The following is a 24,635-nucleotide window of genomic DNA, read 5'->3' as shown; positions in this document are numbered from 1 at the left end:
CGCGCATCCACCCCACGGCCCCACCCCTTCCAAGAACCAGAACCCCAGGAGAAGCCATTGCGCCCACCCCCCTCACCCCGACCCGCCCCTCCCGCCCTCGCGCGCACCGGCGACGCCCCCGCCATCCACGCCCTGCGTGAGTCCCTGGCCCGCTGGCAGCAGAACCAGGGCATCACCCAGTGGGTTGCGGGGGAGGTGGACCAGGCACAGATCACCGAACAGGTCCGCAGCGCCCAGTGGTGGGTGCTGCGCCCGGTGGCCCCCTGCTGGCAGCACTCCGCCTGCTCACCGAAGACCCGCAGATCTGGCCCGACTCGGACTCAGTGCGCGCCACCTACGTGCACGGGCTCATGGTCGACAGATCCGCCTCCGGCCAGGGCCTTGGCGCTCACCTGCTGGCCTGGGCCGAGAGCAGGGCCAGCGACCACCACCACACCTGCGTGCGCCTGGACTGCGTGTCCACCAACCACCGGCTGCGCGCCTACTACGAACAACGCGGCTACCACCCGCGCGGGCAGGCCACTTTCGGCCCGGGTTGCACCTGGCACCCGGTCACCCGATACGAAAAACCGTTGCCATAGGAAACCCAGGCGGCCCGGTGGACGCTGTCCGTACTCACAGCGCGTGGGGCTCCTGCCCTGCGACCTACCCCGCCGTTGGCACCGGGGCCCCGAGGGCAGGGGCGTGGCGAGCGGGCGGTGCCCGCTGGGACCGCCGAGTGCACACCTATGGCCACAATCGGCAACAATCAGCCATCCACGGGCAAAATCCACCTCTACAGGGAAGACCACCGGTGGGCCCGGCCCGGCCCCGCCCCGGTCGGCCCCTCCCCACCCGGTCTCACCCCCTTCGTAGAGGACAGCCGTGCTCTCAGCACCCACCCCCTCGCGCCCTGTCGAGGAGCCCACCCACGACCGCGCCGTCGGCGCCCTGCTGGGTGCGGTGGCCGCCGCGGCCCTGGTCGGCGCCCCCACCGCCCTGGCCCACCGTTTCACCGCCGCCGCCCTCGCCCCGGGCACCCCCGGTCGGGACGAAGCCGCGCTGCTGGCCCACCTGACCCGCACCGCTCTCACCGCCACCGCCCCGGCGACCAACCCGCCCACCGCCTTGACCACCACCGCGGCCGCCCCACCCCTGACCCCGGCCAACGGCCCCGATGCCGGTGTGGCCGACCCGGTGCACCGCGCCTGGGTAGGGGTGCTGGGCTCGCTGGTGCTCACCGCCACCGCGCCCGCCACCCAACCCGAGCTGGAACACACCACCACCAACGACCCCCTGGGCGCCTCCTGGCAGGCCCTGACCCGCACCCCCCAGCCCGCGCACGATCCCGCCCAGAGCTCTTTTGCCTGCACGCACCTGGTGGAGGCCGTCTGGTCGGCCTACCACGCCCGCGGTGACCTAGCCGCGATGTACACCGGAGCCCTGGCCGGGGCGCGGTGGGGGTGCTCGGCCCTTCCTCTGCAGGCCCTGCGCAGGCTGAGCGAACACACCGATCCGCACGCGCTGACCAGCGCCGCCCTGGTCGCTTTGCAGGGCCCTCATCCCGACCGGTGGCCCCAGCGGCCCATCCGGGACCGGCCCGAGCAGCGCCTTCCGCCCTTCGCCGTGCCCCACCCGTTGGACCCCCAGGTGCTGCTCGGAAACCTGGACTACCTACGCACCCACCCAGGCAGTGTGGACGCGGCCGTCTCGCTGTGCCGCACCCACCCCGGCGACGCACCCCACCTGGCCGGACCGGACTGGGTTCGGGTGTGGCTGCACGACACCCCCGGCAAGAACTCCAACCTGCACTTCACCCTGGACGAGGCCGCCGCGGCGGTGGCGGGACTGCGGGCGGAGGGCAAGCGGGTGCTGCTGCACTGCTGGGCGGGCGCCTCGCGCACCCCGGCCGTGGCCGCCCGCTATGCCAGCGCCGCCCTGGGAGCGCCGCCCCTGGCCAGCATGACCACGCTCATCCACGCCGTGGGCGGGCACCTGGACAACCCCACCCTGTCCAGGGCGGTGGCCGAGCTCAGCGGTCTGGAGCTGCCCGATCCGGCGGCGGTCCTGTTCCCCCAAGGGATTCCCCCGCGCCGCCCTGAGCTGCGCAAAGTCAAGGTCAGCGGGTGACAAGTTACACAAAGCGGCACTTTCCGGTACCGTTACTCTCGCGTTACCCCTAGGCTCTGCGCTCAGACCCCGTGCGATGCCACCGGCGGTCCCAACTCCGGCGCGCCCGGCCCCACCCTTCACACGGGGCCCGCACCACCTGGCGCACCACGCCCTGCCCGGCACCACGCCGGGAGGCGACCGCCACGCCCCTGTTCCCGTTCGAAGGACTGTGTTGTGGGCAAACACGAGCCCCAGATCCCACCCGCTGACGGCCCCCAGGCCCACTACGAAGGCGACCACGAGGCCGAGTACGCGGCCGAGTACGAAGCGGCCACCGAGGCCGCTCACGCCGTGGGCCCGCGCCAGGCCGCGGCGCGCTCACGCTCGCGCAAGAAGCGCGCCCTGGTCGTGGCCTCGGCCGCCAGCCTGACCCTGGTCGTGGGCGGCACCGCGGCGGCGGCCGTCATCGTCTCGGGCGGCGATCCGCAAAGCGCCACCAGCGCAGCCGGGATCCCGCAGGCCCAGACCCAGACCCTGAGCGTGCAGGACATCGAGGAGGCCCCCGAGCCGGCCGAGGGCACCGAGGAACGCTCCCAGGCCGCGGCGCCCCAGGCCCTGACCGCCTCGGGCTCAGGCATCCACGAGGAACCCGAAGAAGAGCAGGAGCCCGAACCCGAGGCCCCCTCCAACGACTCGGGCACCTCCGAGGGCGCATCCGAGGGCACCGGCCAGGGCGGCACCTGTGAGGCCTCCTTCTACGGCGACGGCTTCCACGGCGCCACCACCGCCAACGGCGAAACCTTCGACACCTACGGCATGACGGCCGCGCACAAGACGCTGCCCTTCAACACCATGGTCAAGGTGACCAACCCCAACAACGGCAAGTCGGTGACGGTACGCATCAACGACCGCGGCCCCTTCATCGCCGGTCGTTGCCTGGACCTGTCCACCGCCGCCTTCGACGAGATCATCGGCACCGGCGCCGGTGTGGGCACCGTCGCCTGGGAGGTCGTGGGTTAGCCACCCGCACACCACGTACGCGCACGCGCCCCGGACCACCCGGTCCGGGGCGCGTCGTCCTCTCCTGCACCTGCCCTCCGCACCACCCCCGGCCCACGGGCGAGACACCGCCGGGTGGGTCGACCCGCTGTTCCACGAGGCACCGCCCCCCCTGCGCGGGCCCAACACCTTGCCCCGCCCCGATCCCACCTGCGCCGATCAGCCACCACCTCCCGCACAGCCCGCGTAGAATCCAGCCCCAAGGCCCACACCCGCACCCCACACCACCCCCTGCCCACCCGCGTGTGTGAGCCCCCGCACGTCACCCGGGCGTGGCACAATCCCCACCCATCACCACCGCCACAGGCCAAGCAGCCTCCGCGACCACCACACAACCAAGGGGAGTCGGGCGTTGTTCCGCACCACCACCGGCTGGGTCGTCTCGCCCACCGACCTCGTCGACACACTGGAGTGCGACCACCGCAGCGCCCTCAAGAGCGCCCTGGCCGCGAACCTGACCGGGGCACCCCGCCCCGAGAAGGTCGACGACCTCATCGCCCGCCACGGCGACCTGCACGAGAAAGCCGAACTCGAACGCCTCACCGCCCTGTTCGGCGACGACCTGATCCGCGTCGAGGAACCCCGACCCGACGACCACTCCCTGGCCCGCGCCGCACACCAGACCGCCCAGGCCATGAACGCCGGCGCCCCCGTCATCTACCAGGCCTCCTTCCACCACCCCCTCACCGACGGTGTGGCCTTCCACGGGCGCGCCGACTTCCTCATCCGCTCCGATGTGGACCCCGCCACCGGCGACCCCCGCTCCCCAGCCCCCACCCCCTTCACCTACGAACCCTGGGACACCAAACTCGCCCGCCGCCCCGGCCCCTCCGCCGTGGTTCAACTAGCCGCCTACGCCCAGGCCGTGGCCGTCCTGCACGGGCGCACCCCCCAGCACATGCACCTGCTCACCGGCGACAGCCGCACCCACACCCTGCCCACCGCCGAGTTCACCCCCATCCTCACCACCATCACCGACCGCCTGCTGGCCCACCTGGCGACCGAACCGGCACTGCCCACCCCCACCTGGGGCCAACCCCGCCCCGCCTGTGAGGGCTGCGGCTACAACACCTGGTGCTCCCAGGGACGCACCGCCGCCCGCCACCTGTCCCTGGTCGCAGGGCTGCGCACCGACCAGGCCGCCAAACTCACCGACGCCGGCCTGACCACCATCGACGCCCTGGCCTGCGCCCCCGACCAGGCCCGCCCCGCCACCCTGCCGCGCCGCTCCTTCGACCAGCTACGCGCCCAGGCCGCCCTGCAGGTGCGCCAGGACACCACCCGCACCCCCGCCAACCCCCAGGGCACCGTCACCGCCGAGGTCTTCGCCCCCGACGGGCTGGCCGCCCTGCCCGCCCCCAGCCCGGGCGATGTCTTCTTCGATATGGAGGGCTACCCCTACCACTCCCGCCAGGGCGAGCGCGGCCTGGAGTACCTGTTCGGCGCCACCACCGAGGACACGAGCGGCCACGAAACCTTCCACGCCTTCTGGGCCCACGACCGCGCCCAGGAGAAAAAGGCCCTGGAGGACTTCGTCGACTTCGCCACCGCACGCATCGACGCCGACGAGAACGCGCACATCTACCACTACGCCTCCTACGAGGTGGACCGGCTCAAGCACCTGAGCTCGGAGTTCGACACCCGCACCGAGCAGGTCGACCGGCTACTGCGGGAGAACCGCCTCATCGACCTGTTCACCGTGGTCAAGAAGAGCCTGCGCGTGTCCCAGCGCTCCTACTCCATCAAGTACCTGGAACCCCTCTACCTGGACACCTCACGCCAGGGCGGGGTGACCACCGCCACCTCCAGCATCGACGCCTACGCCGCCTACCTGGCCGCCCGCGAGGCCAACGACATCCGGGCCGCCGCCCAGGTGCTGGCCGACATCGCCGACTACAACCGCGACGACTGCCGCTCCACCGCACGCCTGCGCGACTGGTTGGAGGACAGGCGCACCGAGCAGGGCATCACCGACCGGCCCCTGATCCAGTTCGAACTCTCCGAGGAGGAGGCCGAGCGCGCCCAACGGCGCGCGGACAAGGCCGCACGCCACGCCGCCCTGACCGAACCCCTCCTGGACCAGGTGCCCCAGGACCCGGCCCAGCGCACCCCCGAGGACCACCCCCGAGCCGCGCTAGCCGCCCTGGTCGGCTACTACCAGCGCGAGAACACCCCGCCCTGGCGCGAACACTTCCAACGCCAGAGCGCACCCCTGACCGACCTGGAGACCGACAGCAACTGCGCGGTGCCCTGGCAGGTCCACGTGGGCGAGTGGGAAGAACCCACCGGCCGGCGCAAGAACGCCCGCCGCGAGGTGGCCATGCGCCTGGACCGCGCCCACCCCAACCCCTTCACCCTGGGCGAGAGCGTGCACCTGCTCCACCCCGGCGCCCCCGGCCAGGGGGCCACCACCCGCCCCGCCAAGGTCACCAAGGCCGAACCCGACTCCCTGACCCTGCTGGAGACCGCAGCCCCCGAGGACGTCTCCTCCCGCGCCCCCGTCGCGGTGCTGCCCGGCTCACCGGTGGACCCCAAACCCAAGGACGGCGCCCTGGAAACGGTCGCCCACACCGCCGTGGCCGAGCTACCCACCTGGCCCCGCCACCCGGGCCTTGACGCCCTGCGCCGCATCCCGCCCCGCCTGAACCCGCCCGGCCCGCTCCCCGAAGCCGCCGAGGGCGACCTGATCGGCGCCGCCATCAGCGCCGTGGACCGCCTGGACCACTCCTACCTGGCCGTCCAAGGCCCACCCGGAGCCGGAAAGACCTACCTGGCCGCCCAGCTCATCACCCACCTGATCAAGGAAGGCCGCAGCGTGGGCGTGTGCTCCACCGGCCACAAGGCCGTGGAGAACGTCATGAGCGCCGCCCTGCGCGCCGCCGGGCAGCAAGGCCTGAACGTGGCCGCCGCCAAACGCCCCCGCGGCGGCAAGAAGGACCCCGACGCCCCCTGGTACCAGCCCTCCAGCCAACAGGTCCTGGCCAACTGGCGCACCAAGAACGCCGCCCAGGGACAGCCCGTACTGATCGGCGGCACCGCCTGGGGCATGTCCGGCGCCGACACCATCGCCGACCCCCTGGACGTGATGATCATCGACGAGGCCGGACAGTTCGCCCTGGCCGACACCCTGGCCGTGTCCGCCTCGGCCCACAACCTCGTCCTGCTCGGCGACCCCCAACAACTGCCCCAGGTCGTCCAGGGCGTGCACTCCGAGGGCGCCGACGCCTCGGCCCTGCAACACCTGATGGGCCAAGCAGCCATCATCGACCCCGCCCTGGGCTACTTCCTGGACCAGACCCGGCGCATGCACCCTGCCGTGTGCGCCCCGGTCTCGGCCCTGTCCTACCAGGGCCGCCTGCAAGCCCACCCCTCCACCGCCCACCGCACCCTGTCCACCCTGACCCCGGGCGTGTACACCGACCCCGTCCACCACAGCGGCCGCACCACCCACAGCCCCGAGGAGGTCGAGCAGGTGGTGGCCGCGGCCCGCCGCCTGGTCGCCGAACACCTCACCACCGACCCCGAACAGGGCCCGCGCCCGCTGACCGGCCAGGACATCCTGGTGGTGGCCCCCTACAACCTGCAGGTGCGCACCCTGCGCCAGGCCCTGGCCCGCGCCCAGCAGGACACCCCCGCCCTGGAGGGGGTACGGGTGGGCACCGTGGACAAATTCCAGGGCCAGGAAGCAGCCGCCGTCATCTGCTCCATGACCACCTCCAACGCCGCCGAGACCAGCCGCGGCCCCTCCTTCGTCCTGGACCGCAACCGCCTCAACGTCGCCCTCTCCCGCGCCCAACTCCTAGCCCTGGTGGTGCACTCACCCGACCTGCTCACCACCGCCCCGCGCACCATCGACGAACTCCGCCTGCTGGCCTCCTTCACCGGGCTGGTCAGCTCCGCCCGGCCCTGGCCCGACCACTGACCCGAGCACGGGCAACCACGCCTGGCCCACCCCCTCCCAGGGTTTCGGACACCTCCCAGGTGGAGTACGTTTTAGGGAGCACCAAACGCCCGACCGCGAGCGCCCGCGCGCCTTTCGCGAGCGGGCTGTGCCCTGCCCCACAAGGCCCGCCCCGCACCCGAAGAGCGGGGCCAGGCCGCCCTGGTCCGCCACCCGTTCTCGAAAGGCACCACGGCCCCCGTGTCTGAACGTCCCTCCCCGCCCGGCGGTGGCCGCAACACCCGCCACCCCACCGGAATCCGTGTCGTCGTCGCCATCCTGGCCCTGTTCGCCCTGGTCCTGGGCCCCCTCGGTTACCTGATGGGGATCGACGCCGACTCCCATGCCGGCTCGGCCGCCGAATGGTTCACCCTGGCCTTCGGCGCTGCCGTGGGCATCCCCTTCCTGGCCGCGGCCGTGGCCACCGTGGCGGGCGACCGCAAGGCCGCCCTGTGGGCGCTGGCCCTGCTGGTCTGGCCCGTGGTGTTCGTGGTGGTCATCCACCTGTTCGGGCTGGCCGGGTAGGCTCCCGGGCGTGTCACCCAAGAAACGCAACCGCCGCAAACCCCAGCAGGGGACCCCAAGGCCCGCTCCGGGCGCCGAGCACCAGGGCGACCCCCCGCAGGCGGGCCGCCTCGAACCCGGGCAGACACCGAAGAAACGGCCGGTGAGCCGTACCCCGGTCGCCCTCACCGAACCGCCCGACCGGCGCGTCACCGTGCTGTGGGTGACCCTGTGGGTGCTGTGGGCCCTGGGGAGCCCGCTGGCGCTGACCGCCCTGCTCTTCACCGCGCTCAACGCCTTCGAGATGGCCGCCGACCCGGCCATCATGGAGCCGGGCGCGATGGTCGACCCGGCCCTGCTCGCCGAACAGCAGGCCGAGGCCGTGCGCGCCATCGGCACCGCCCTGGTCTGGTTCCTGATCATGGCCTGGCTCGTCCCGGCCGTGGGCGCCGTCACCGCCGCCGTGCTCCGCCGCAAGATGGCCGCGATCGCCTTCACCGTGGCCCTGGCCCTGTCGGTGGGACTACTGCTCCTGGTGGTGCCACCCGTGGAACTGTGGGAAGCGCTCAGCGCCCACCTGCTCGGTACCGTCGCACCCGCCCCGGACTGATCCGGCCGCTCCGACCGCAGCCGCGGCACGCAACCCGCACCGGACACCGGTACCGCACAGCACCTGCGGGGCCGCACCAGAGCCCACCCGAGTACGCCCCGCCCGCCCCGCCTGCCACTCGCGGGCGCGGGCACCGGTCACAATGGAACCCGTGGACACCACCGACCCCGACGACCCCGCAGCGCCCCGGGCCCAGCTCGCCCTGCCCGCACCCGTACGCGCCCGCCTGGAGCACCTGGATCACAGCGTGCTCGTGGACACCCGCGCCCTGGCCAGGGTCCGCGAACGCTTCGACACCGAGCAGGCCCAGACCCTGGGCCGATTCTTGACCAACGCCCAGTCACCGGCGACCCTGCGCGCCTACCGCGCCGACTGGACCTCCTTCAGCGCCTGGTGCCTGAGCGAGGAGCGCACCTCCCTGCCGGCCGACGCGGTGGACGTAGCCGTCTACCTGGCCGCCTGCGCCGAACAGCGCACCGAGGACGGCGCCCGCTGGGCCCTGTCCCCGGCCACCCTCAAACGCCGGGCGGCGGCGATCGCCGCGGTCCACGGCGCCCACGGCCTGGACTCGCCCACCCGCGCCGAGGTGGTACGTATGACCCTGCGCGGCATCGCGCGCACCCGCAAGGCACGCCCGCACCGCAAGGCCCCTGTGGTACTCAGCACACTGGAGACGCTGCTCGCGGTGCGCCCGGCCGAGGGGTACCCCGGGGGAGTGGCCCGCAGGCGCGACGCCCTGCTGCTGCTGACCGGGTTCGCCGGGGCGCTGCGCCGCTCGGAACTGGCGGGGCTCAGCTTCGACGACCTTCAGCTGCGGATCGACCCCGACTCCGGAGCGCCTACCCTGGTGATCTCACTGTGGGCCACCAAAACCGACCAGGAGGGGCGGGCCAACCACCGGGTGGCCCTGCCACGCGGCCGCCACCGCGCCACCTGCCCGGTGTGCGCCCTGGCCGACTGGTCGCAGCTGGTGGTGGTGCACCGCGACGGGGGAGCGGGAGCGGTGCGCGAGTGGTTGCAGAACCTGCCCGCGCCCGAGGCCGCACCCGCGCACTCCTGCCAAAGCCTGGGGCGCCTGGAGCTGTCAGATGGAACCGGACGCCCCCTGCTACCGGGGGTGGACCGGCACGGACGCCTGGCCGAGCGCCCCATGTCCGCCAAGGCCGTGGGGGACCTGGTCAAACGCTACGCACAGCGGGCCGGGCTGGACCCCAAGGACTTCGGCGGGCACTCGCTGCGCGCCGGTTTCGCCACCCAGGCCGCCCTGGGCGGGGCCACCGACCGCGAGATCATGCGCCAGGGCAGATGGACCAACGCCCAGACCGTCCACGACTACATCCGCACCGCCAACCCCCTGGAGGACAACGCGGTCACCCGACTGGGGCTGTGAGCCCCCGCCAGGGGAGGTGGTCCGGCAACTCACCGGCAACCGCCCCATCTCGAATCACCAACAAACACACCAGTAACACCTGATACAGCCAGTTAAAGTGCGATCCTTCCCTGATGAGACATTAGGTTGGTTGCGTGAGAAAGGGGACGGACCCATGGTCGACGAGTTTCGCGCGGCTTTCCAAGAACTGATCGACGCCTCCGTCGCCACGGACCCCCAACAGTTCCCACCAGCCGTCCACAAGGTCTACCTCCTGGCCTCCCAGATCCCCGCCTCCGAACGGGAACTGGCCCTGGAGGCCCTCACCCCCCTGCTCTCCGGAGACCACGCCGCCCCCGGCATCATCGCCGACCTGTCCGTGGTCGCCGGCGCCCTAGTCGAAATGGGCACCGACCCCGGCCCCGCCGGCATCGAGACCCTGCACCGCCTACGCACCATGGGCAAGGGCGCCATCGTCTTCGTCCGCGCCTGGGAACGCACCGGCGGCGGCACCCCGCCCGACCCCGACGCCGTCACCGCCGACGCCGAAGCGCGCGTGGCCGCCGACCTGGGCCCCGACGCCCCAGCCGCCACCATGTGCTGGTGGACCATCCGCCGCCACGGCCTGGCCGCCCGCACCATGCTCAGCGAATCCAGCGTGCGCGCCCACATCCGCCGCGACCCCTCCCTGCACGCCGAACTCGTGGCCATCGCCAACCAGCTCAGCGACCTGCTCACCGAGTTCGACGAGGTCCGCGCCCTGCTACGCATGGCCGAGGCCACCTCGGCCCTGGTCATGGACCGCGCCTCCAGCCGCGCCTTCCGGGTGCTCTTCGACGGCATCGGCGACAACTTCCAGCTGCACACCCTGCTGGCCGACGCCCTCATCGGCCCCAACGGCCAGGGCCTGAGCGGCGAGGCACCCGACCCGCGCTGGACCGCCTCCTTCCGCGACGGCCCCGTGGACCCCACCGCCCAAACCGTGTGGGGCTGGTGGAACATGGTCGCCCACGACGGCTCCTGGGTGTGGAACGAGGGCGTGCCCGCCGAGATCCCCACCGTCGACGGCGAACACGTCCTGGTCCTGGACGAACAGCCCTACCCCCGCTCCTGGACCGCTGGCCGACGCCACATGCACGTGCGCGGCTGGCTGGAAGTGGAATCCGAACTCAGCCGCGAGGAAGCCGAGCTGTGGTGGAAGCGGGTGGCCCCGGCCGAGCCCGCCATCCCCGACCCCGAGGACCACACGCCCCTGCCCGAACCGGTGGTGCTCCAGCCCCCCGGACCGGCCCCCGACGCCCAGCGCGTGCGCGGCTTCCTACCCGAGGCCAAGGCCCAGGCCGCGCAGGACCCCCAGAGCGCGAGCGAGGCGGCAGGCCCGGCACCGGCGACACCCGAGGCCCTCAACCCTGATGCGGTCAGCTCCGCCACGGCGGGTTCCGCCCAGGCCAGCGCCGAGCACGCTGAGGACCAGGCACCGCTCCAGACTCCACAACCCCTTGTCGAGCCGCCCGCGGCCGAGCAGACCCCCGCGCCCGAAGGGGCCGGGGACGCCCCACCCCAGCCCGAGCCCGAGCCCGACATCGCGGCGCCTGCCCCGGTCACCACCGGCCCCGAGTTCACGTTCGAGGACCGCGCCCGCCCCCAGAACCCCTTCGAAGCCGCTCACGAGACCGGTGGGCAGCCAGGCGACGGACTGACCGCCCAGATCCCCGTGGTGGCCGATACCGAACCGGACCCTGACACCGCAGAGGCCGAGGAACCCGAAGGGCCCGAAGGCCCCGACCCCGAGGACACCGGCGCTCAGGCCCCGCCCGCCGCCAACCCGAACACGACCTCCACCGGGCTGCCGCGGATGCCGCGCGGGGTCTCCCAGAGCTCGGCCTGGGGCCCCACCTGGCGCTGAGCCCAGCACCACGGGCACCCGCACCTCACAGGTGAGGGGCCCGGGAGCAGTTCACGGTGCTGTGGCGGATCCGCGGCGTTGGGGCCCGGAGAAGTGACGGTCCCGGTCTCCCCAGGCCCGCGGGGATCGGGGCGGGTGTCGCGGCCGGTCATGCGTGCTGGCGAACACCACCAGCGGCCCGGCCGGGCCCCTGGGCCCGGTTTCGGCCCTCTTTTCGAAGATGATCTTGCTACCAGGGGCAAGTTCGGTGCCGAACTTGCCCCTGGTAGCAAGATCACCGGGGGTGAGGGGGGGTTTGGAAGCAGCGGACACCCCCAGGTGTGGGTGACGGACACCCCGGCTGGCCCGGGGCCAGGGCCCCAGCGCTGAACTCCACCCTCGCCACCGGCTGGTCCGATGGCACGCGTGACCGGCCGCGACACGCGACCCGGTCCCCGCGCAGGTGAGGAGCCCGCTGCCGTCGCTGCCGCTTTCCCGTCCGGGGTAGTGAGCGGCCGCGACACGGCCAGCCGCTGGGCACCGGGCTGGGGAGGGCACCGGCCGAAGTCCGGGGCAGTTACCGTTGCCGTTGGTAGTTACCGTTGGGCCCCTTTGGGGGCCCGTTGGCCACCCCGGATCGCACCTGTCCCGTTTCCCGACAGCCGCCCACCACCGTCGCAGCGAAGCGGGTCAAGAAGGTGGAGCGCCCCACCGCAGCACCGCAGTTCACCCCCGGGCCCCTCGCCTGTGAGGCGGGATCAGTGGTCATCCTCCAGCCGGTGACGCGGCTCGTGGTGGGCCGGGACCGGCTCGGCCCGGGTGGAGCTGCGGGGACGGGCCCCGCCCTCATCGTCCTCGTCGTAGAGGCCGTCGAAGTAGTCCTCATCCGTAGGGCCCTCCTCCTCACGGACCCAGCGGGTGCCCACGAACAAGGGGGCCAACAGCACCAGCGTCAGGGGCACGAACACACCCAGGGGCAACAGCGTCAGGGCGCCCTCCGTCCCGGGCAGGACCGGCAACCGCTCCAACAGGTGCATACGAACCAGAGCGGTCCCACTCGCCCCGCCCAGAACCAGCGCGGCGGCGAAGGGCAGCATCGGGGTCATCCGCGGCGGAACCGTGACCAGGGCCACCAACAGGCCCAGGCCCACCAGGCCGGCCAGCGCCACCGGGCCGCTGCCCTGCAGCACACTCGTACCAGCCGCGTGCAGGCCCCGCAGGTGAGCGAACGCCCAGCCGGTCACCAGTAGCAGCATTGGACCCAGGATCAGGCCCGACAGGAAGCCGACAACATGTCGCACGGGGGTGCTCCTCTCAGGGGTTGCGCAGAACCTTAGCGACAAAAACCAAGATCAGCACTATGAGCCCCACATCGGCCATCTCGGACACCAGTGTGCGGCACGCCCGCACCACCCGCCTGGCAAACCCCCGGAACCGCACTAGGCTGCCCAGCGTGAGCCAACCAGAACACGACCCCGAGGTCATCGAACTCGCCACCCGCCTGTTCGGCCACGCCCGCGCAGGCCACGCCCCGAAACTGGCCCCCTATCTCCAGGCAGGGCTGCCCGCCAACCTGGCCAACGACCACGGCGACACCCTGCTGATGCTGGCCGCCTACCACGGCCACCTGCCCGTGGTGGAACTGTTGCTGGAGCACGGCGCCGACCCCGACCGGCTCAACGACCGCGGCCAGTCACCCCTGGCCGGGGCGGTCTTCAAGGGCGAGGACGAGATCGTGCGGGCCCTGGTGCGAGCAGGCGCCGACCCCGACACAGGCACCCCCTCGGCGCGCGAGAGCGCCCGCATGTTCGGCCAGCGGGAGCTGTTGGAGCTGTTCGGCAACGACGTGCCCGCCAGGCGCGCGCACCGCGACCCTGAACCGGGCGCCTGAAAGGTCACCGGACTCGCGTTGAACGCACCGTGGCGCCGCCCCCGGGTGGGGGACGGCGCCACGGGTGTCCGTCAGGGCTCTGGGAGGTGTTTCCTCCCCTGGCTGTGGGAGCCCTTGGTTGTGGGAGCCCCTGGTGGGGGAGCGGCCCCGGTGGGTGGGGCCGGGGGGTGTTGCCCTAGCGGTCGGGGGAGTGCCCGGCCCCCTCACCGTCCGGGCCGCCGCTGTGGCCACCGTCGGCGGCCGGGGCCGCCACGGCTGCGGCCCCGGTTCCGGCGATGCGGTCCAGTTCCTCGGGGGTGGCCCGACCCTCCACACCCAGCACGTGGCGGCTGGGCCTGGTGGATCCGAACAGGCGGCGTGCCTCGTAGGCCAGCACCGCGATCACGATGGAGGCGATGGTCGCCCACAGGGCCTGGCGGTGTTCGGGCAGGGTGGCCATGGCCAGGAAGATCGCCGCCAGCCCCAGCAGAGTGGCCCAGGTCAGGTAGGGGAAGCCCCACATGCGCAGGGTGATCCGCTCGGGGGCGTTGCGGCGCACCCGGGAGCCCACCACCAGCTGCGAGGCGCAGATGGTCAAGAACAACACCAGCAGGATCGCGCCGATGGAGGCGACCAGGAACGGGAAGACCTGGCCGGGGAAGAGGTAGTCGGCGACCACCGCGGCGTAGCCGACCACGGTGCCCAGCAAGATGGCGCGCACCGGCACCCCGCGCCGGTTGGTGCCCTTGAGCACGCGCGGGGCGTCGCCCTGGCGGGTGAGCATGAACAGCATCCGCGAGGAGGTGTACATGGCGGCGTTGAGCACGCTCAGCACCGCGATCAGGACCACGATCTCCATGATCAGTGCGGCACCGGGGATACCCACGGTCTCCATGACCACCACGAAGGGGCTGCGGTTGAGCTCGGTGGAGTTCCACGGCACGACCATGACCACGACCAGGATGGAGGCGACGTAGAACAGGCCGATGCGCCACAGGACGTTGGTGATGGCCGAGGCCACCCCGCGCTCGGGTTCAGCGCTCTCACCGGCGGCGATGGTGATGATCTCCACGCCGCCGAAGGCGAACAGGACGACCACGGTGGCGCCCAGGACCGCGATCCATCCGTTGGGGGCGAACCCGCCCAGCTCCCACAGGTTGGTGACCGTGGAGCCATCGGAACCGGCCCACAGGCCGAAGGCGTACAGGCCGCCCACCAGCAGGAAGGCCACGATGGTGGCGACCTTGACCAGGGAGAACAGGGATTCGGTCTCAGCGAAGACCTTGACCGAGATCAGGTTGGCCACGGTCATGGTCAAGAGCACGGTCAATGCCAGGGCCCAGCCGGGCACATCCACCCACTGGCTCAGGATGGCGGCTCCGGCCACCGACTCCGCGGCCACCAGGACCGCGTACATCCACCAGTAGACCCAGCCGATGGTGAACCCGGCCCGGGGCCCGAACGCCAGGCGGGCGTAGTCGGAGAAGGAGCCTCCGGCCGGAACCGACACGACCATCTCGCCCAGAGCCCGCAGTGTCAAGAAGACCAGGGCTCCAGCCAACGCGTAGGAGAGAACCGCCGCGGGTCCCGCGGTCTGGATCACCGCGCCTGAGCCGATGAACAGCCCGGCGCCCACCGATCCGCCGATCGCGATCAGTGCCATGTGTCGGCGGCGTAGCGAGTGTGCCAGCCCCGACCCGTTTTCTGTTGGGGTCGTCTCTTCGGACGACGTTTCACTGCGTGTCACGGGCCCCACCATAGGACGAAAGGTTCATCACATTTTTCACTGGCCCCAGCAAAAAGCCCATGAACCTACGAATGTGAGCTAGGTCATCCACCACACCCGGGGGCAGAAAACACCATGAAAACCCCAAGTGTGTGTCGCGCCTGGTGCAACACCACACCACCCCCACCCCATCCCCAAGGTGACCAAACCCATCCGCCGCCACGCCCTCCCACCCCAGGGGGAGGCGCACACCCACCCGCCCGTGCCACGATCCACCCATGCGCCACCTCACCACCCCCCTGACCAGAACACTCCACCCCCTGGTCAGCGCCCACACCTACCAACGCTGGGCCTACCTGATCATCGGCGGCGCACTCCTGATCCCCTACCTCATGGCCGCCCTGGTCCTGAGCACCCTGCTCACCAGCCCCAACCCCACCACCGCAGCCCAAGCCACCGCCGACCCCACCCTCTGGGCCCTGACCCTGCTCATCGGCACCACCCTCATCACCGCCACCGCCCTGATCACCGCCACCCGCACCGGCCAACTCCACCTGGCCCGCGCCCTCCTCACCCCCCTGGACCCCACCCCCACCACCAGCCGATGGCGCACCACCGTCTGGCTCCACCTCCACCTGACCCTGGGCATGGCCGCCTGCCTGGCCACCATGGTCGCCCTCACCGAAGCCGCCCTGTTGGCCATCGCACCCCTGGCCCCCCAACCCCACCCCATCGCCCAAGGCCCCTTCACCCTCTTCGGCTACGGCCACCTCACCCACCCCCTGTGGGGCCCACCCCTAGCCCTGACCTGGGTCCTCGCCCTGATCTACACCATCGCCCTGACCGGCCACCTACTCACCAAAGCAGCACCCCACCTCCTCGGCCCCACCCCCACCGACCGCCTGGCCGCCGCCCACACCCACGCCCACCGCCTGGCCGAACGCAACCGCCTGGCCCGCGAACTCCACGACTCCCTGGGCCACGCCCTGTCCGTGGTCACCCTCCAAGCCGCCACCGCCGCCCGCCTGATCGACACCAACCCCGACTTCGCCCGCCAAGCCCTGACCCACATCGCCGACACCGCACGCACCGCCACCGCCGACCTCGACCACGCCCTGGGACTCCTACGCCAAGACACCCCCACCCCCACCGCACCCCCACCCGACCTGGGCGACCTCACCCACCTGACCCAAGCCACCCAACACACCGGCACCGACCTGACCTGCCACATCCACGGCGACGCAACCCGAGTACCCGCCCTGCTCTCACGCGAGACCTACCGCATCGCCCAAGAAGCCCTCACCAACGCCCTACGCCACGCACCCCACCAACCCCTCACCCTCACCCTGCACACCACCCCCGGGCAACTCACCCTCACCATCACCAACCCCCTCCCACCCCGCACCACCAAACCCCACCGGCGCCGCCGCACCGGCGGCCGCGGCATCCAGGGCATGCAAGAGCGCGCCCACCTGATCGGCGGCACCCTCACCACCCGCCCCACCACCACCCACTTCCACACCACACTCCACCTGACCTGGAAAGAGACCCCGTGATCAGGATCAACCTCGTCGACGACGAAGCCCTCATCCGCGCCGGCCTAGCCGCCCTCATCAACGCCGAAGACGACATGCAAGTCACCGGACAAGCAGCAGACGGCGCCGACGTACCCGACCTGGTCCGCCGCACCCGCCCCGACCTGATCCTCATGGACGTGCGCATGCCCGGCCTGGACGGCATCCAAGCCACCCACACCCTCCAACGCTCACCCCATCCACCCCGCGTCATCGTCGTCACCACCTTCGACAACGACGACTACGTCTGGGGCGCACTCCGCGCCGGAGCCCACGGCTTCCTCCTCAAACGCACCCCACCCGAAAACATCCTGGCCGCCATCCGCCTGGTCCACCGCGGCGACACCCTGCTCTTCCCCACAGCCCTACGCACCATGGCCGCCACCCAACCCACCCAACCCACCCCCGCCGCCCAAGCCGTGGCCACCCTCACCGAACGCGAAGCCCAAACCCTCACCCTCATCGCCCAAGGCCTAACCAACGCCGAAATCGCCACCCACCTGCACCTGGGCCTCCAAACCGTCAAAACCCACGTGTCCAACACCCTCACCAAACTCGGTGTCCGCGACCGCACCCAAGCCGTCATCGCCGCCTACGACTCCGGCCTCATCCGCCCCGGCAACCCCCACCACCCCTCCTGAAAACCACGACACACCCACCAAAGCACCAACACACAGCAACCACACTGTTACGTTCAGCACTCAAAGGCGGTTCAGACCAGCACATCCGGGGGAGAACACCATGTCCACCGCGCCCACAGCCATCGACCTCGACCTCATCCGCACCCTCTACCGCACCCACCGAGACGACCTGGCCAAAGTGCGCGACCAACAACGCAGGCTCCACGCCGACGCCGACCCCGCCATGACCCCCCAACTCGACGACCTCGAAGCCGAGATCACCTACTTGCTCCTACGCCACCACCAACCCGCCAACGTCGTCGAAATCGGCACCTACTACGGCTGGTCCACCTCCTGGATCCTCTCCGCCCTCCGCGACAACGGCACCGGCCACCTCCACTCCTTCGACATCGTCGACCACGCCACCACCCACGTCCCCGAACACCTGGCCGCCGACCGCTGGACCTTCACCAAAGGCGACGTCCGCGCCAAGATCACCCACATCCCCACCGACACCGACTACCTGTTCATCGACGCCGCCCACAACGGCTGGTTCGCCCGCTGGTACATCCACCACCTGCTGCCCACCCTGCCCGCCCACATCCCCGTCAGCGTCCACGACGTCTTCCACCAGCGCTACGCCCTGCCCTTCACCGAAGGAGCCGTGGTCCTCAAGTGGCTGACCAACAACACCACCGACTACTTCACCGCCTCAGCCGCCCGCGCACCCCACCACCACCAAGCCCTGAACGACCTCAAAACCGAACTCGGCCTGGACACCCCCGTACGCACCTCCCCCCACAACCCCATGATCTTCTTCCGCCTGCCCGAACGCCCCCGCCCCGGACAGGCCATCGCCGCCCCACCCCGCCCCCGCACCCACACCGACGACCCCACCCACCAACCCTGAACCCCACCCACCACAAAAAAAGGGGGCGGCGGGCCCCACGGCCCACCGCCCCCTCATCGTCCATCCGCCCCCGCATGCCCCAGGCACCGACCGGTCAGGGCCCCTCAGGATCCACCGTGGCCACCGAGTCCACCCCGGCCGCCACCTCATCCTCCACATCCGAGGGCGGCGAATCCACCACACCCGGCACCTGAGCGCCCGGCTCCAACCCGGCCCTCGCCTCACGCACCCCCACCACGTCAGCCGCGTCGGAGACGATCCGCGAGAAGTTCACCGGCTGGTCCAGACTCACCATGTGCCCGGCCCGCGGCACATTCACCAACCGCCCCTCAGCACACGCGTCAAAGAACGCCTTCTCATGGATCCGAAAGTGGTCCCGCGCCCCGTTGATCAACCACACCGGCCCCGGATAGGCCGACAACGCCGACAACGCATCGATCGTGGCCAGCTCATCGATCACCGCCGTCGCCGACTCCACCGCCAACCCGCCATCAACCACCGCGTCAGCCGCACCATCACGCAACGTCAACCGGTGAAAACGCTCATTGACGGCCGCACCCTTGTCCGGCAACCGCTCCATCAACACCGACGGGATCCGGTACACCTGCGCCAACGACTGGTCGGGCTGAGCCGTGCAACTGGCCGCCACCAGCCCCGCGATCCGCCCCGGGGCCGCACCGGCCGCCGCGATCGAGACCAGACCACCCATGCTCAACCCCACCAACAGGGCCCGCCCACCCACCGAGTCGATGGCCTCCAGCACGGTATCCACCGCGCGCCCCACCGAGAACTCCTCACCCCGACGCGACCCGTGCGCGGGAAGGTCAGGGGCCACCACCGTGCGCCCCTGCGCCTCCAAGAACTCCACCTGCGGCCGCCACATACTCGACGAGGACCGCAACCCGTGAGCCAAAACGATCGGAACACCCATGACCTGCCCCCTACTTCCCGATCCCGTAGGCCACCGTCACCGGGGCGTGGTCGGACCAACGCCCCTCACGGCTGGGATAACGCTCCACCCCACCCGACAGCGCCCGCCCCGCCAACCCAGGCGTGGCCACCTGGTAGTCGATACGCCAACCCGTGTCGTTGTCGAAGGCCTTACCCCGGTAGGACCACCACGAGTACGGGCCCTCCTGGTCCGGAAACAGCGAACGCACCACGTCCACATACCCCGCCTCATCGAAGACCCGCGACAACCACGCACGCTCCTCGGGCAAAAACCCCGAGTTCTTCTTGTTACCGCGCCAGTTCTTCAGATCCGCCTCGGTGTGCGCGATATTCCAGTCCCCGCACACCACCAGAGACCGCCCCCGCTCCTCCACCTGAGCGCGCCGCTTGACCAGATAGGGCAAGAACGCCTCCATGAAGCGCTCCTTCTCCTCCTGACGCGGAGTGCCCACCTCACCCGAGGGCAGGTACAGGCTGGCCACCGTCACCTCACCGAAGTCCGCCTCCACATACCGGCCCGCGTCCGCGAACTCCTGCTCACCGAACCCGATCCGCACCTCATCCGGCTCAGCACGCGCATAGATCGCCACCCCCGCACGCCCCTTCGCCTGCGCCGGACACAACACCACATGCCACCCCTGGGGTGCGAGCACCTCCGCGGAAAGCTGATCAGGCTCAGCGCGCGTCTCCTGCAAACACACCACGTCCGCCTCCGTGGACGACAACCAGGAAACGAACCCCGGCTCCTTCTTCGCGGCCGCCCGCAACCCGTTGACGTTGACGCTGGACACTACAAAACTCGACTGGTTCACGCCCCTCAGCGTAACCACCACAGCACCCACACCAACCCCCAGCCGCCGCTCACCCCCGCTCACCCACCACCCTGGCCCGCCGACCCCTCACCACCCACACCATCAGCCGCCAGACGCCGCAACACCCCATAGGTCCGATTCGACGAAGCCGCCTCCCGCTGCGCCCTGGCCGTCACCTCGATATAGGCCTGCGACGACGTCACCGACGAATGCCCCAACAAATGCATGATCTCGGTGACCGAAGCACCATCCTCCGCCAACCGCGTGGCAAACGTGTGCCGCAACGCGTGCACCAACGTCCCCCGCGCCACCCGGTCATTGACCCCCGCATACCGGTAACACTGCTTCACCAGATACTGCAACCCACCCCGACGCAACCCCTCACCCCGGTTGTCCACCAACAACGGATCCGCACCCCGCACCGGCGCGTCAAAACGCACCCGACGCGAAGCCAGATACGCCTCCAACAAAGCCTCCAACGGCACCTCGATCGGCAAGACCCGCTCACCACCGCCCTTACCCACCACCCGAATCCGCCGCTCCCCGGGCCGCCCACCCAACGACTCCACCCGCAACGACAACATCTCCGCCGACCGCATCCCCGTCAACAACGCCAACGCCAACACCGCAAGATCGCGCTCGGGCCACGGATCCCGCGCCCGCCGCGCCCCCCGCGCCAACGCCTCCAACAACCGCTCAGGAGTGTCCTCACCCATCAACGGCTTGGGACCCGAAGGCTTCACCCGCGGACGCGGCACCGCCGACATCGGATTACCGGCCACCACCCGCTCCGAGACCCAGAACGCGAAAAACCCGTTCCACGTCGACCAGGCCCGCAACACACTGGAAGCCGCCCGCTCCTCAGCGAACTCCGCGAACGCCTCCCGCAACACCCCCGCCTCCAACTCACCCAACCCCACCCCGGCAGGCTCACGCCCCAACACCTGGCCCACACACCCCAAAACCCCCACCAGGTCACGCCGATAGGCCGCCACCGTGTGCGGCGACGGCTTAGCCGCCCGCCTGGCCACCAGATACCGCTCGATCGCCTGCTCCACCGACACACCATCACCACTCATACCCCCAGCATTCCCGATCCCGGCCCCCACCGCGCGCACCCGGGCACATCGAAAGGCTCACCAGAACAGCGGGGGAGCGGCCCACACTCGAAAACACCGAAAAATCCCACCCCAGGCGCTAACGTGCGCCCATGACCCTGCTCATCGTCGGCGCCACCGGCCTACTCGGCACCGAACTCCTGCGCCACACCACCGCCCCCACACACCCAACGCCCACGCCCCGCAGGAACACCCCACCCGACCCCCGACCCCACAAAAAAAAGGGGGGCGCCACCCCCTCGGGCAGCACCCCCAGGCACCGGATCCACCAACGACAGACCCCGGACCCTACCGCTCCCCGGACAACACCGACCGCACCCCCCGGGCGATCTCCACGTCCTCACGCGCCCGCACCACCACGGTGCGCACCCGCGCCCCCGCAGCCGTGATCTCACCCTCACCCTCAAGACCCTCGTTCAACGCCTCGTCCACCCCCACACCCAAGAACCCCAACCCGTCCGCCGCCCGCCCCCTGATCTGCGCCGAACCCTCACCCACCCCACCGGTGAACACCAACGCCTCCACCCCACCCAAGGACGCCACCATCGACGCCGTCAACGCCCGCAACCGGTGCAGATAAACCCCCACCGCCACCCGGGCCACCTCATCACCGGCAGCCTCACGCTCGAGCACCGTGCGCATGTCCGCCGACCCGGCCAACCCCAACAACCCCGAATCGTGCTCCAACGACCACCCCACATCGGCCATCGCCACCCCCGCGTGCTCGTGCACCCACAGCACCAACCCCGGATCCACACTCCCCGAACGGGTAGCCATCACCAACCCCTCCAAGGGGGTGAACCCCATCGTGGTGTCCACCGACCGCCCACCCAGCACCGCCGACAACGACGCCCCCGCACCCAGATGCGCCACCACCACCCGCTCCGCCCCCGTCCATTGCCCAGCCCTACGCGAGGCATAGGCGTGCGAAAGCCCGTGAAACCCATACCGGCGCACCCCGAACTCCTCACGCCAACGCGCGGGCACCGCGTAGGTGGAGGCCTCCACCGGCATCCGGGCGTGGAAGGCGGTGTCAAAGCACGCCACCGCGGGCACCCGCGGCAGCGCCTGCTCCAACGCCTCGATGCCCGCCAACGACTTGGGCTGGTGCAAGGGCGCCAAACCGCCCAGGGCCCGCAGCCGCCCCACCACGAAGGCGTCCAACCGCACCGGCTCCACGAACTCCCGACCCCCGTGCACCACCCGGTGCCCCACCGCGTCCACGGCCGGGAACCGGCCCAGCGCCTCCTCCAGGGCAGAGCGCTCCCACACATCACGCTCCACCGGGATGTTGCACTCGTCCAGCACCGCGTCATCAGGATCGAGCACACTCAGCTTCAGACTGCTCGAGCCCGCGTTGACCACCAGAACCCGCATCAGTAGGGCCACACCCACTCACGTACCGACGCGGGGTCCTCACCGAACTCCCGCGTGTGGGCCCGGTGCCGCGACCGCTCGTCCACCATCCGCTGCCGCACGTGCGCCGCCCGCTGCGCCAACCCCGGCACCCGGTCGATCACGTCGATCACCAGATGGAACCGGTCCAGGTCGTTCAACATCACCATGTCGAACGGCGTGGTCGTGGTCCCCTTCTCCTTGAACCCCCGAACGTGCAGGTTCTCATGGCCCCTGCGCCGATACGTCAACCGGTGCACCAGCCACGGGTACCCGTGGAAAGCGAAGATCACCGGCCTGTCGGTGGTGAACAACGCCTCGTACTCGGCGTCGGGCAGCCCGTGCGGATGCTCACCGGCCGGCTGCAACCGCATCAGGTCCACCACGTTCACCACCCGCACCCCCAGCTCGGGAAAGAACTGCCGCAACAGGTCAGCGGCGGCCACCGTCTCCAACGTGGGCACATCACCCGCACACGCCAACACCACGTCCGGATCGGCCCCGCCCCCGGTACTGGCCCACTCCCAGATCCCGATCCCACGCGTACAGTGCGCCACCGCCTCATCCATCGACAGGTAGTCCAGAGCGGGCTGCTTGCCAGCCACCACCACGTTCACGTAATCACGCGAACGCAGACAGTGGTCGGCCACCGACAGCAACGAGTTCGCGTCCGGCGGCAGGTACACCCGCACCAGCTCCGCGGGCTTGTTCATCACCACATCCAGGAACCCCGGATCCTGGTGCGTGAACCCGTTGTGGTCCTGACGCCACACATGCGAGGACAACACATAGTTCAGCGACGCGATCGGCCACCTCCACGCCAGGTGACGGCTCACCTTCAACCACTTGGCGTGCTGGTTGAACATCGCGTCCACGATGTGCACGAACGCCTCATAGCTGTTGAACACCCCGTGCCGCCCGGTCAGCAGATACCCCTCCAACCACCCCTGGCACAGGTGCTCACTGAGCACCTCCATCACCTGACCGTGCCGACCCAGGTGCTCGTCAGTGGACAGCACCTCCTCCTGCCACACCTTGTCCGTTGCCTCATACACCTCCGAAAACCGGTTCGAAGCCGTCTCGTCAGGGCCCATGATCCGGAAATTGTCCGGGTTGGAACGCACCACATCACGCAGGAAACACCCCAGCACCCGTGTGGCCTGACTGGTGTGCGTCCCGTGCCCGTCGAACTCCACCGCGTAGCGCCGAAAATCAGGCAACACCAGGTCCCGCAACAACACACCACCGTTGGCGTGCGGGTTCGCACCCATCCGCCGCTCACCCTCGGGCGCCAACGCCACCAGCTCCGCCACCGGCGCACCCGAGTCCCCGAACAACTCCTGCGGCCGGTAGGAGCGCATCCACTCCTCCAACTGCCGCAGATGCCCGGGATCGGACCGCACCCCCGAAAGCGGCACCTGGTGCGAGCGCCAAGTCCCCTCCACCGGCAGCCCGTCCACCTCCCGCGGCCCCGTCCACCCCTTGGGGGAGCGCAGCACCACCATCGGCCACACCGCACGCTCAAAGGACCGGCCCGCGCGCCCCGCCCGCTGACGCGCCTGCCTTTGGATGGCGGCGATCCGGTCCATCGCCTCGTCCAGGGCCCGGGCCATACGCTGGTGCATGGAGGCGGGCTCGGAGCCGCTGACGATCAGCGGCTGGTACCCCATGCCCTCCAGCATCTTGACCAGTTCCTCCTCGGGGATTCGGGCCAGCACCGTGGGGTTGGCGATCTTGTACCCGTTCAGGTGCAGGATCGGCAGCACCGCGCCGTCGCGCACCGGGTCCAGGAACTTGGTGGAGTGCCAGCTGGCCGCCAGGGGACCGGTCTCGGCCTCACCGTCACCCACCACACAGCTGACCACCAGGTCGGGGTTGTCGAAGGCCGCACCGAAGGCGTGCGCCAAGGAGTACCCCAGCTCTCCGCCCTCGTGGATGGAGCCGGGTGTCTCGGGCGCCACGTGGCTGGGGATCCCGCCGGGGAAGGAGAACTGCCGGAACAGGCGGCGCATGCCCTCCTCGTCCTGGGACACATCCGGGTAGACCTGGCTGTAGCTGCCCTCCAACCAGGAGTTGGCCACCGCCGCCGGACCGCCGTGGCCCGGCCCCATCACGTAGATCATGTCCGCATCGCGCGCCCGGATCACCCGGTTCAGGTGCGCGTAGCAGAAGTTCAGCCCCGGGGTGGGGAGTGTAAAGGT

General features: G+C 70.7%; 18 protein-coding genes and 1 pseudogene. 12 read left to right on the top strand and 7 right to left on the bottom strand.

The genetic code is table 11. The annotated features are described in order from the left end of the window. Positions 1-239 precede the first annotated feature (239 nt). The 8 genes from HNR07_RS34750 (at position 240) to HNR07_RS06680 (ending at position 11,479) form a co-directional block, all read left to right on the top strand. The gene (locus HNR07_RS34750) at positions 240-581 is read left to right on the top strand and encodes a GNAT family N-acetyltransferase (RefSeq protein ID WP_312893641.1); all 342 of its coding nucleotides are present in this window, start codon (positions 240-242) and stop codon (positions 579-581) included. Between the two features lie 283 nt (positions 582-864). Further along, positions 865-2,109: a protein-tyrosine phosphatase family protein gene (locus tag HNR07_RS06710; RefSeq protein WP_184363320.1), complete on the top strand. Its 1,245-nt coding sequence runs from the start codon at positions 865-867 to the stop codon at positions 2,107-2,109. 216 nt (positions 2,110-2,325) lie between these two features. Beyond that, positions 2,326-3,111: a septal ring lytic transglycosylase RlpA family protein gene (locus HNR07_RS06705; RefSeq protein WP_184363317.1), complete on the top strand. Its 786-nt coding sequence runs from the start codon at positions 2,326-2,328 to the stop codon at positions 3,109-3,111. A 391-nt stretch (positions 3,112-3,502) separates the two neighbouring features. Beyond that, entirely contained in the window at positions 3,503-7,072 is a 3,570-nt protein-coding gene (locus HNR07_RS06700) for a TM0106 family RecB-like putative nuclease (protein WP_184363314.1), read from the top strand. Positions 7,073-7,291: 219 nt separating this feature from the next. After that, positions 7,292-7,615 (top strand): hypothetical protein, encoded by a 324-nt coding sequence (locus HNR07_RS06695; RefSeq protein ID WP_184363311.1) that lies wholly within the window; start codon positions 7,292-7,294, stop codon positions 7,613-7,615. A gap of 10 nt (positions 7,616-7,625) precedes the next feature. Further along, positions 7,626-8,204: a hypothetical protein gene (locus HNR07_RS06690; RefSeq protein ID WP_184363308.1), complete on the top strand. Its 579-nt coding sequence runs from the start codon at positions 7,626-7,628 to the stop codon at positions 8,202-8,204. 142 nt (positions 8,205-8,346) lie between these two features. Continuing rightward, a complete protein-coding gene (locus HNR07_RS06685) occupies positions 8,347-9,594 on the top strand; it encodes a site-specific integrase (RefSeq protein ID WP_184363305.1) in 1,248 nt (415 codons plus the stop codon). 154 nt (positions 9,595-9,748) lie between these two features. Next, the gene (locus tag HNR07_RS06680; RefSeq protein WP_184363302.1) at positions 9,749-11,479 is read left to right on the top strand and encodes a hypothetical protein; all 1,731 of its coding nucleotides are present in this window, start codon (positions 9,749-9,751) and stop codon (positions 11,477-11,479) included. 737 nt (positions 11,480-12,216) lie between these two features. Here the strand turns inward: HNR07_RS06680 and HNR07_RS06675 are convergent. Continuing rightward, positions 12,217-12,759: a hypothetical protein gene (locus tag HNR07_RS06675; protein WP_184363299.1), complete on the bottom strand. Its 543-nt coding sequence runs from the start codon at positions 12,757-12,759 to the stop codon at positions 12,217-12,219. A 152-nt stretch (positions 12,760-12,911) separates the two neighbouring features. On the opposite strand from HNR07_RS06675, the gene HNR07_RS06670 reads away from it, so the two are divergent. Beyond that, positions 12,912-13,349, top strand: a complete 438-nt coding sequence (locus tag HNR07_RS06670) for an ankyrin repeat domain-containing protein (RefSeq protein ID WP_312893640.1) — start codon at positions 12,912-12,914, stop codon at positions 13,347-13,349. Positions 13,350-13,524: 175 nt separating this feature from the next. Here the strand turns inward: HNR07_RS06670 and HNR07_RS06665 are convergent, their stop codons facing one another. Continuing rightward, a complete protein-coding gene (locus HNR07_RS06665) occupies positions 13,525-14,991 on the bottom strand; it encodes an amino acid permease (RefSeq protein WP_184363293.1) in 1,467 nt (488 codons plus the stop codon). A 341-nt stretch (positions 14,992-15,332) separates the two neighbouring features. On the opposite strand from HNR07_RS06665, the gene HNR07_RS06660 reads away from it, so the two are divergent. The 3 genes from HNR07_RS06660 to HNR07_RS06650 all read left to right on the top strand — a co-directional run bounded on the left by HNR07_RS06660 (position 15,333) and on the right by HNR07_RS06650 (position 18,158). Then, positions 15,333-16,610, top strand: a complete 1,278-nt coding sequence (locus HNR07_RS06660) for a sensor histidine kinase (RefSeq protein WP_184363290.1) — start codon at positions 15,333-15,335, stop codon at positions 16,608-16,610. After that, positions 16,607-17,269, top strand: a complete 663-nt coding sequence (locus tag HNR07_RS35485; protein ID WP_184363288.1) for a response regulator — start codon at positions 16,607-16,609, stop codon at positions 17,267-17,269. The genes HNR07_RS06660 and HNR07_RS35485 overlap by 4 nt, the downstream gene beginning before the upstream one ends. A gap of 100 nt (positions 17,270-17,369) precedes the next feature. Beyond that, a complete protein-coding gene (locus HNR07_RS06650; RefSeq protein ID WP_184363285.1) occupies positions 17,370-18,158 on the top strand; it encodes a class I SAM-dependent methyltransferase in 789 nt (262 codons plus the stop codon). A 94-nt stretch (positions 18,159-18,252) separates the two neighbouring features. On the opposite strand, the gene HNR07_RS06645 is transcribed toward HNR07_RS06650, so the two are convergent. From HNR07_RS06645 to HNR07_RS06625, 5 genes and pseudogenes are all read right to left on the bottom strand, one after another. Continuing rightward, complete coding sequence (locus tag HNR07_RS06645; RefSeq protein WP_184363282.1) at positions 18,253-19,089, bottom strand: alpha/beta fold hydrolase; 837 nt, start codon at positions 19,087-19,089, stop codon at positions 18,253-18,255. A gap of 10 nt (positions 19,090-19,099) precedes the next feature. Continuing rightward, a complete protein-coding gene (locus HNR07_RS06640; protein ID WP_312893639.1) occupies positions 19,100-19,900 on the bottom strand; it encodes an exodeoxyribonuclease III in 801 nt (266 codons plus the stop codon). 80 nt (positions 19,901-19,980) lie between these two features. Then, on the bottom strand, positions 19,981-21,000 hold the full coding sequence (locus HNR07_RS06635) for a tyrosine-type recombinase/integrase (RefSeq protein WP_184363276.1): 1,020 nt from the start codon (positions 20,998-21,000) through the stop codon (positions 19,981-19,983). A 327-nt stretch (positions 21,001-21,327) separates the two neighbouring features. After that, positions 21,328-22,416 carry an acetate/propionate family kinase gene (locus HNR07_RS06630; RefSeq protein ID WP_184363274.1) on the bottom strand — a complete coding sequence of 363 codons (1,089 nt, stop codon included), beginning with the start codon at positions 22,414-22,416 and terminating at the stop codon, positions 21,328-21,330. After that, positions 22,416-24,620 (bottom strand): annotated as a pseudogene (locus tag HNR07_RS06625) (phosphoketolase family protein); the annotation flags it as partial. The gene HNR07_RS06630 and the pseudogene HNR07_RS06625, both read right to left, overlap by 1 nt. Between the last annotated feature and the right edge of the window lie 15 nt (positions 24,621-24,635).

This window comes from Nocardiopsis metallicus (genome assembly GCF_014201115.1).
Taxonomy (GTDB): Bacteria; Actinomycetota; Actinomycetes; order Streptosporangiales; family Streptosporangiaceae; genus Nocardiopsis; species Nocardiopsis metallicus.
This window is presented reverse-complemented; position numbering and strand designations above follow the sequence as displayed.

Bases quoted from the DNA above. Each gene is read 5' to 3' on its own strand.
- HNR07_RS06685 (WP_184363305.1), top strand. From the start codon at position 8,347: ATGGAACCCGTGGACACCACCGACCCCGACGACCCCGCAGCGCCCCGG.
- HNR07_RS06680 (WP_184363302.1), top strand. From the start codon at position 9,749: ATGGTCGACGAGTTTCGCGCGGCTTTCCAAGAACTGATCGACGCCTCC.
- HNR07_RS06665 (WP_184363293.1), bottom strand. From the start codon at position 14,991: ATGGCACTGATCGCGATCGGCGGATCGGTGGGCGCCGGGCTGTTCATC.
- HNR07_RS06660 (WP_184363290.1), top strand. From the start codon at position 15,333: ATGCGCCACCTCACCACCCCCCTGACCAGAACACTCCACCCCCTGGTC.
- HNR07_RS06650 (WP_184363285.1), top strand. From the start codon at position 17,370: ATGTCCACCGCGCCCACAGCCATCGACCTCGACCTCATCCGCACCCTC.
- HNR07_RS06645 (WP_184363282.1), bottom strand. From the start codon at position 19,089: ATGGGTGTTCCGATCGTTTTGGCTCACGGGTTGCGGTCCTCGTCGAGT.
- HNR07_RS06635 (WP_184363276.1), bottom strand. From the start codon at position 21,000: ATGAGTGGTGATGGTGTGTCGGTGGAGCAGGCGATCGAGCGGTATCTG.
- HNR07_RS06630 (WP_184363274.1), bottom strand. From the start codon at position 22,416: ATGCGGGTTCTGGTGGTCAACGCGGGCTCGAGCAGTCTGAAGCTGAGT.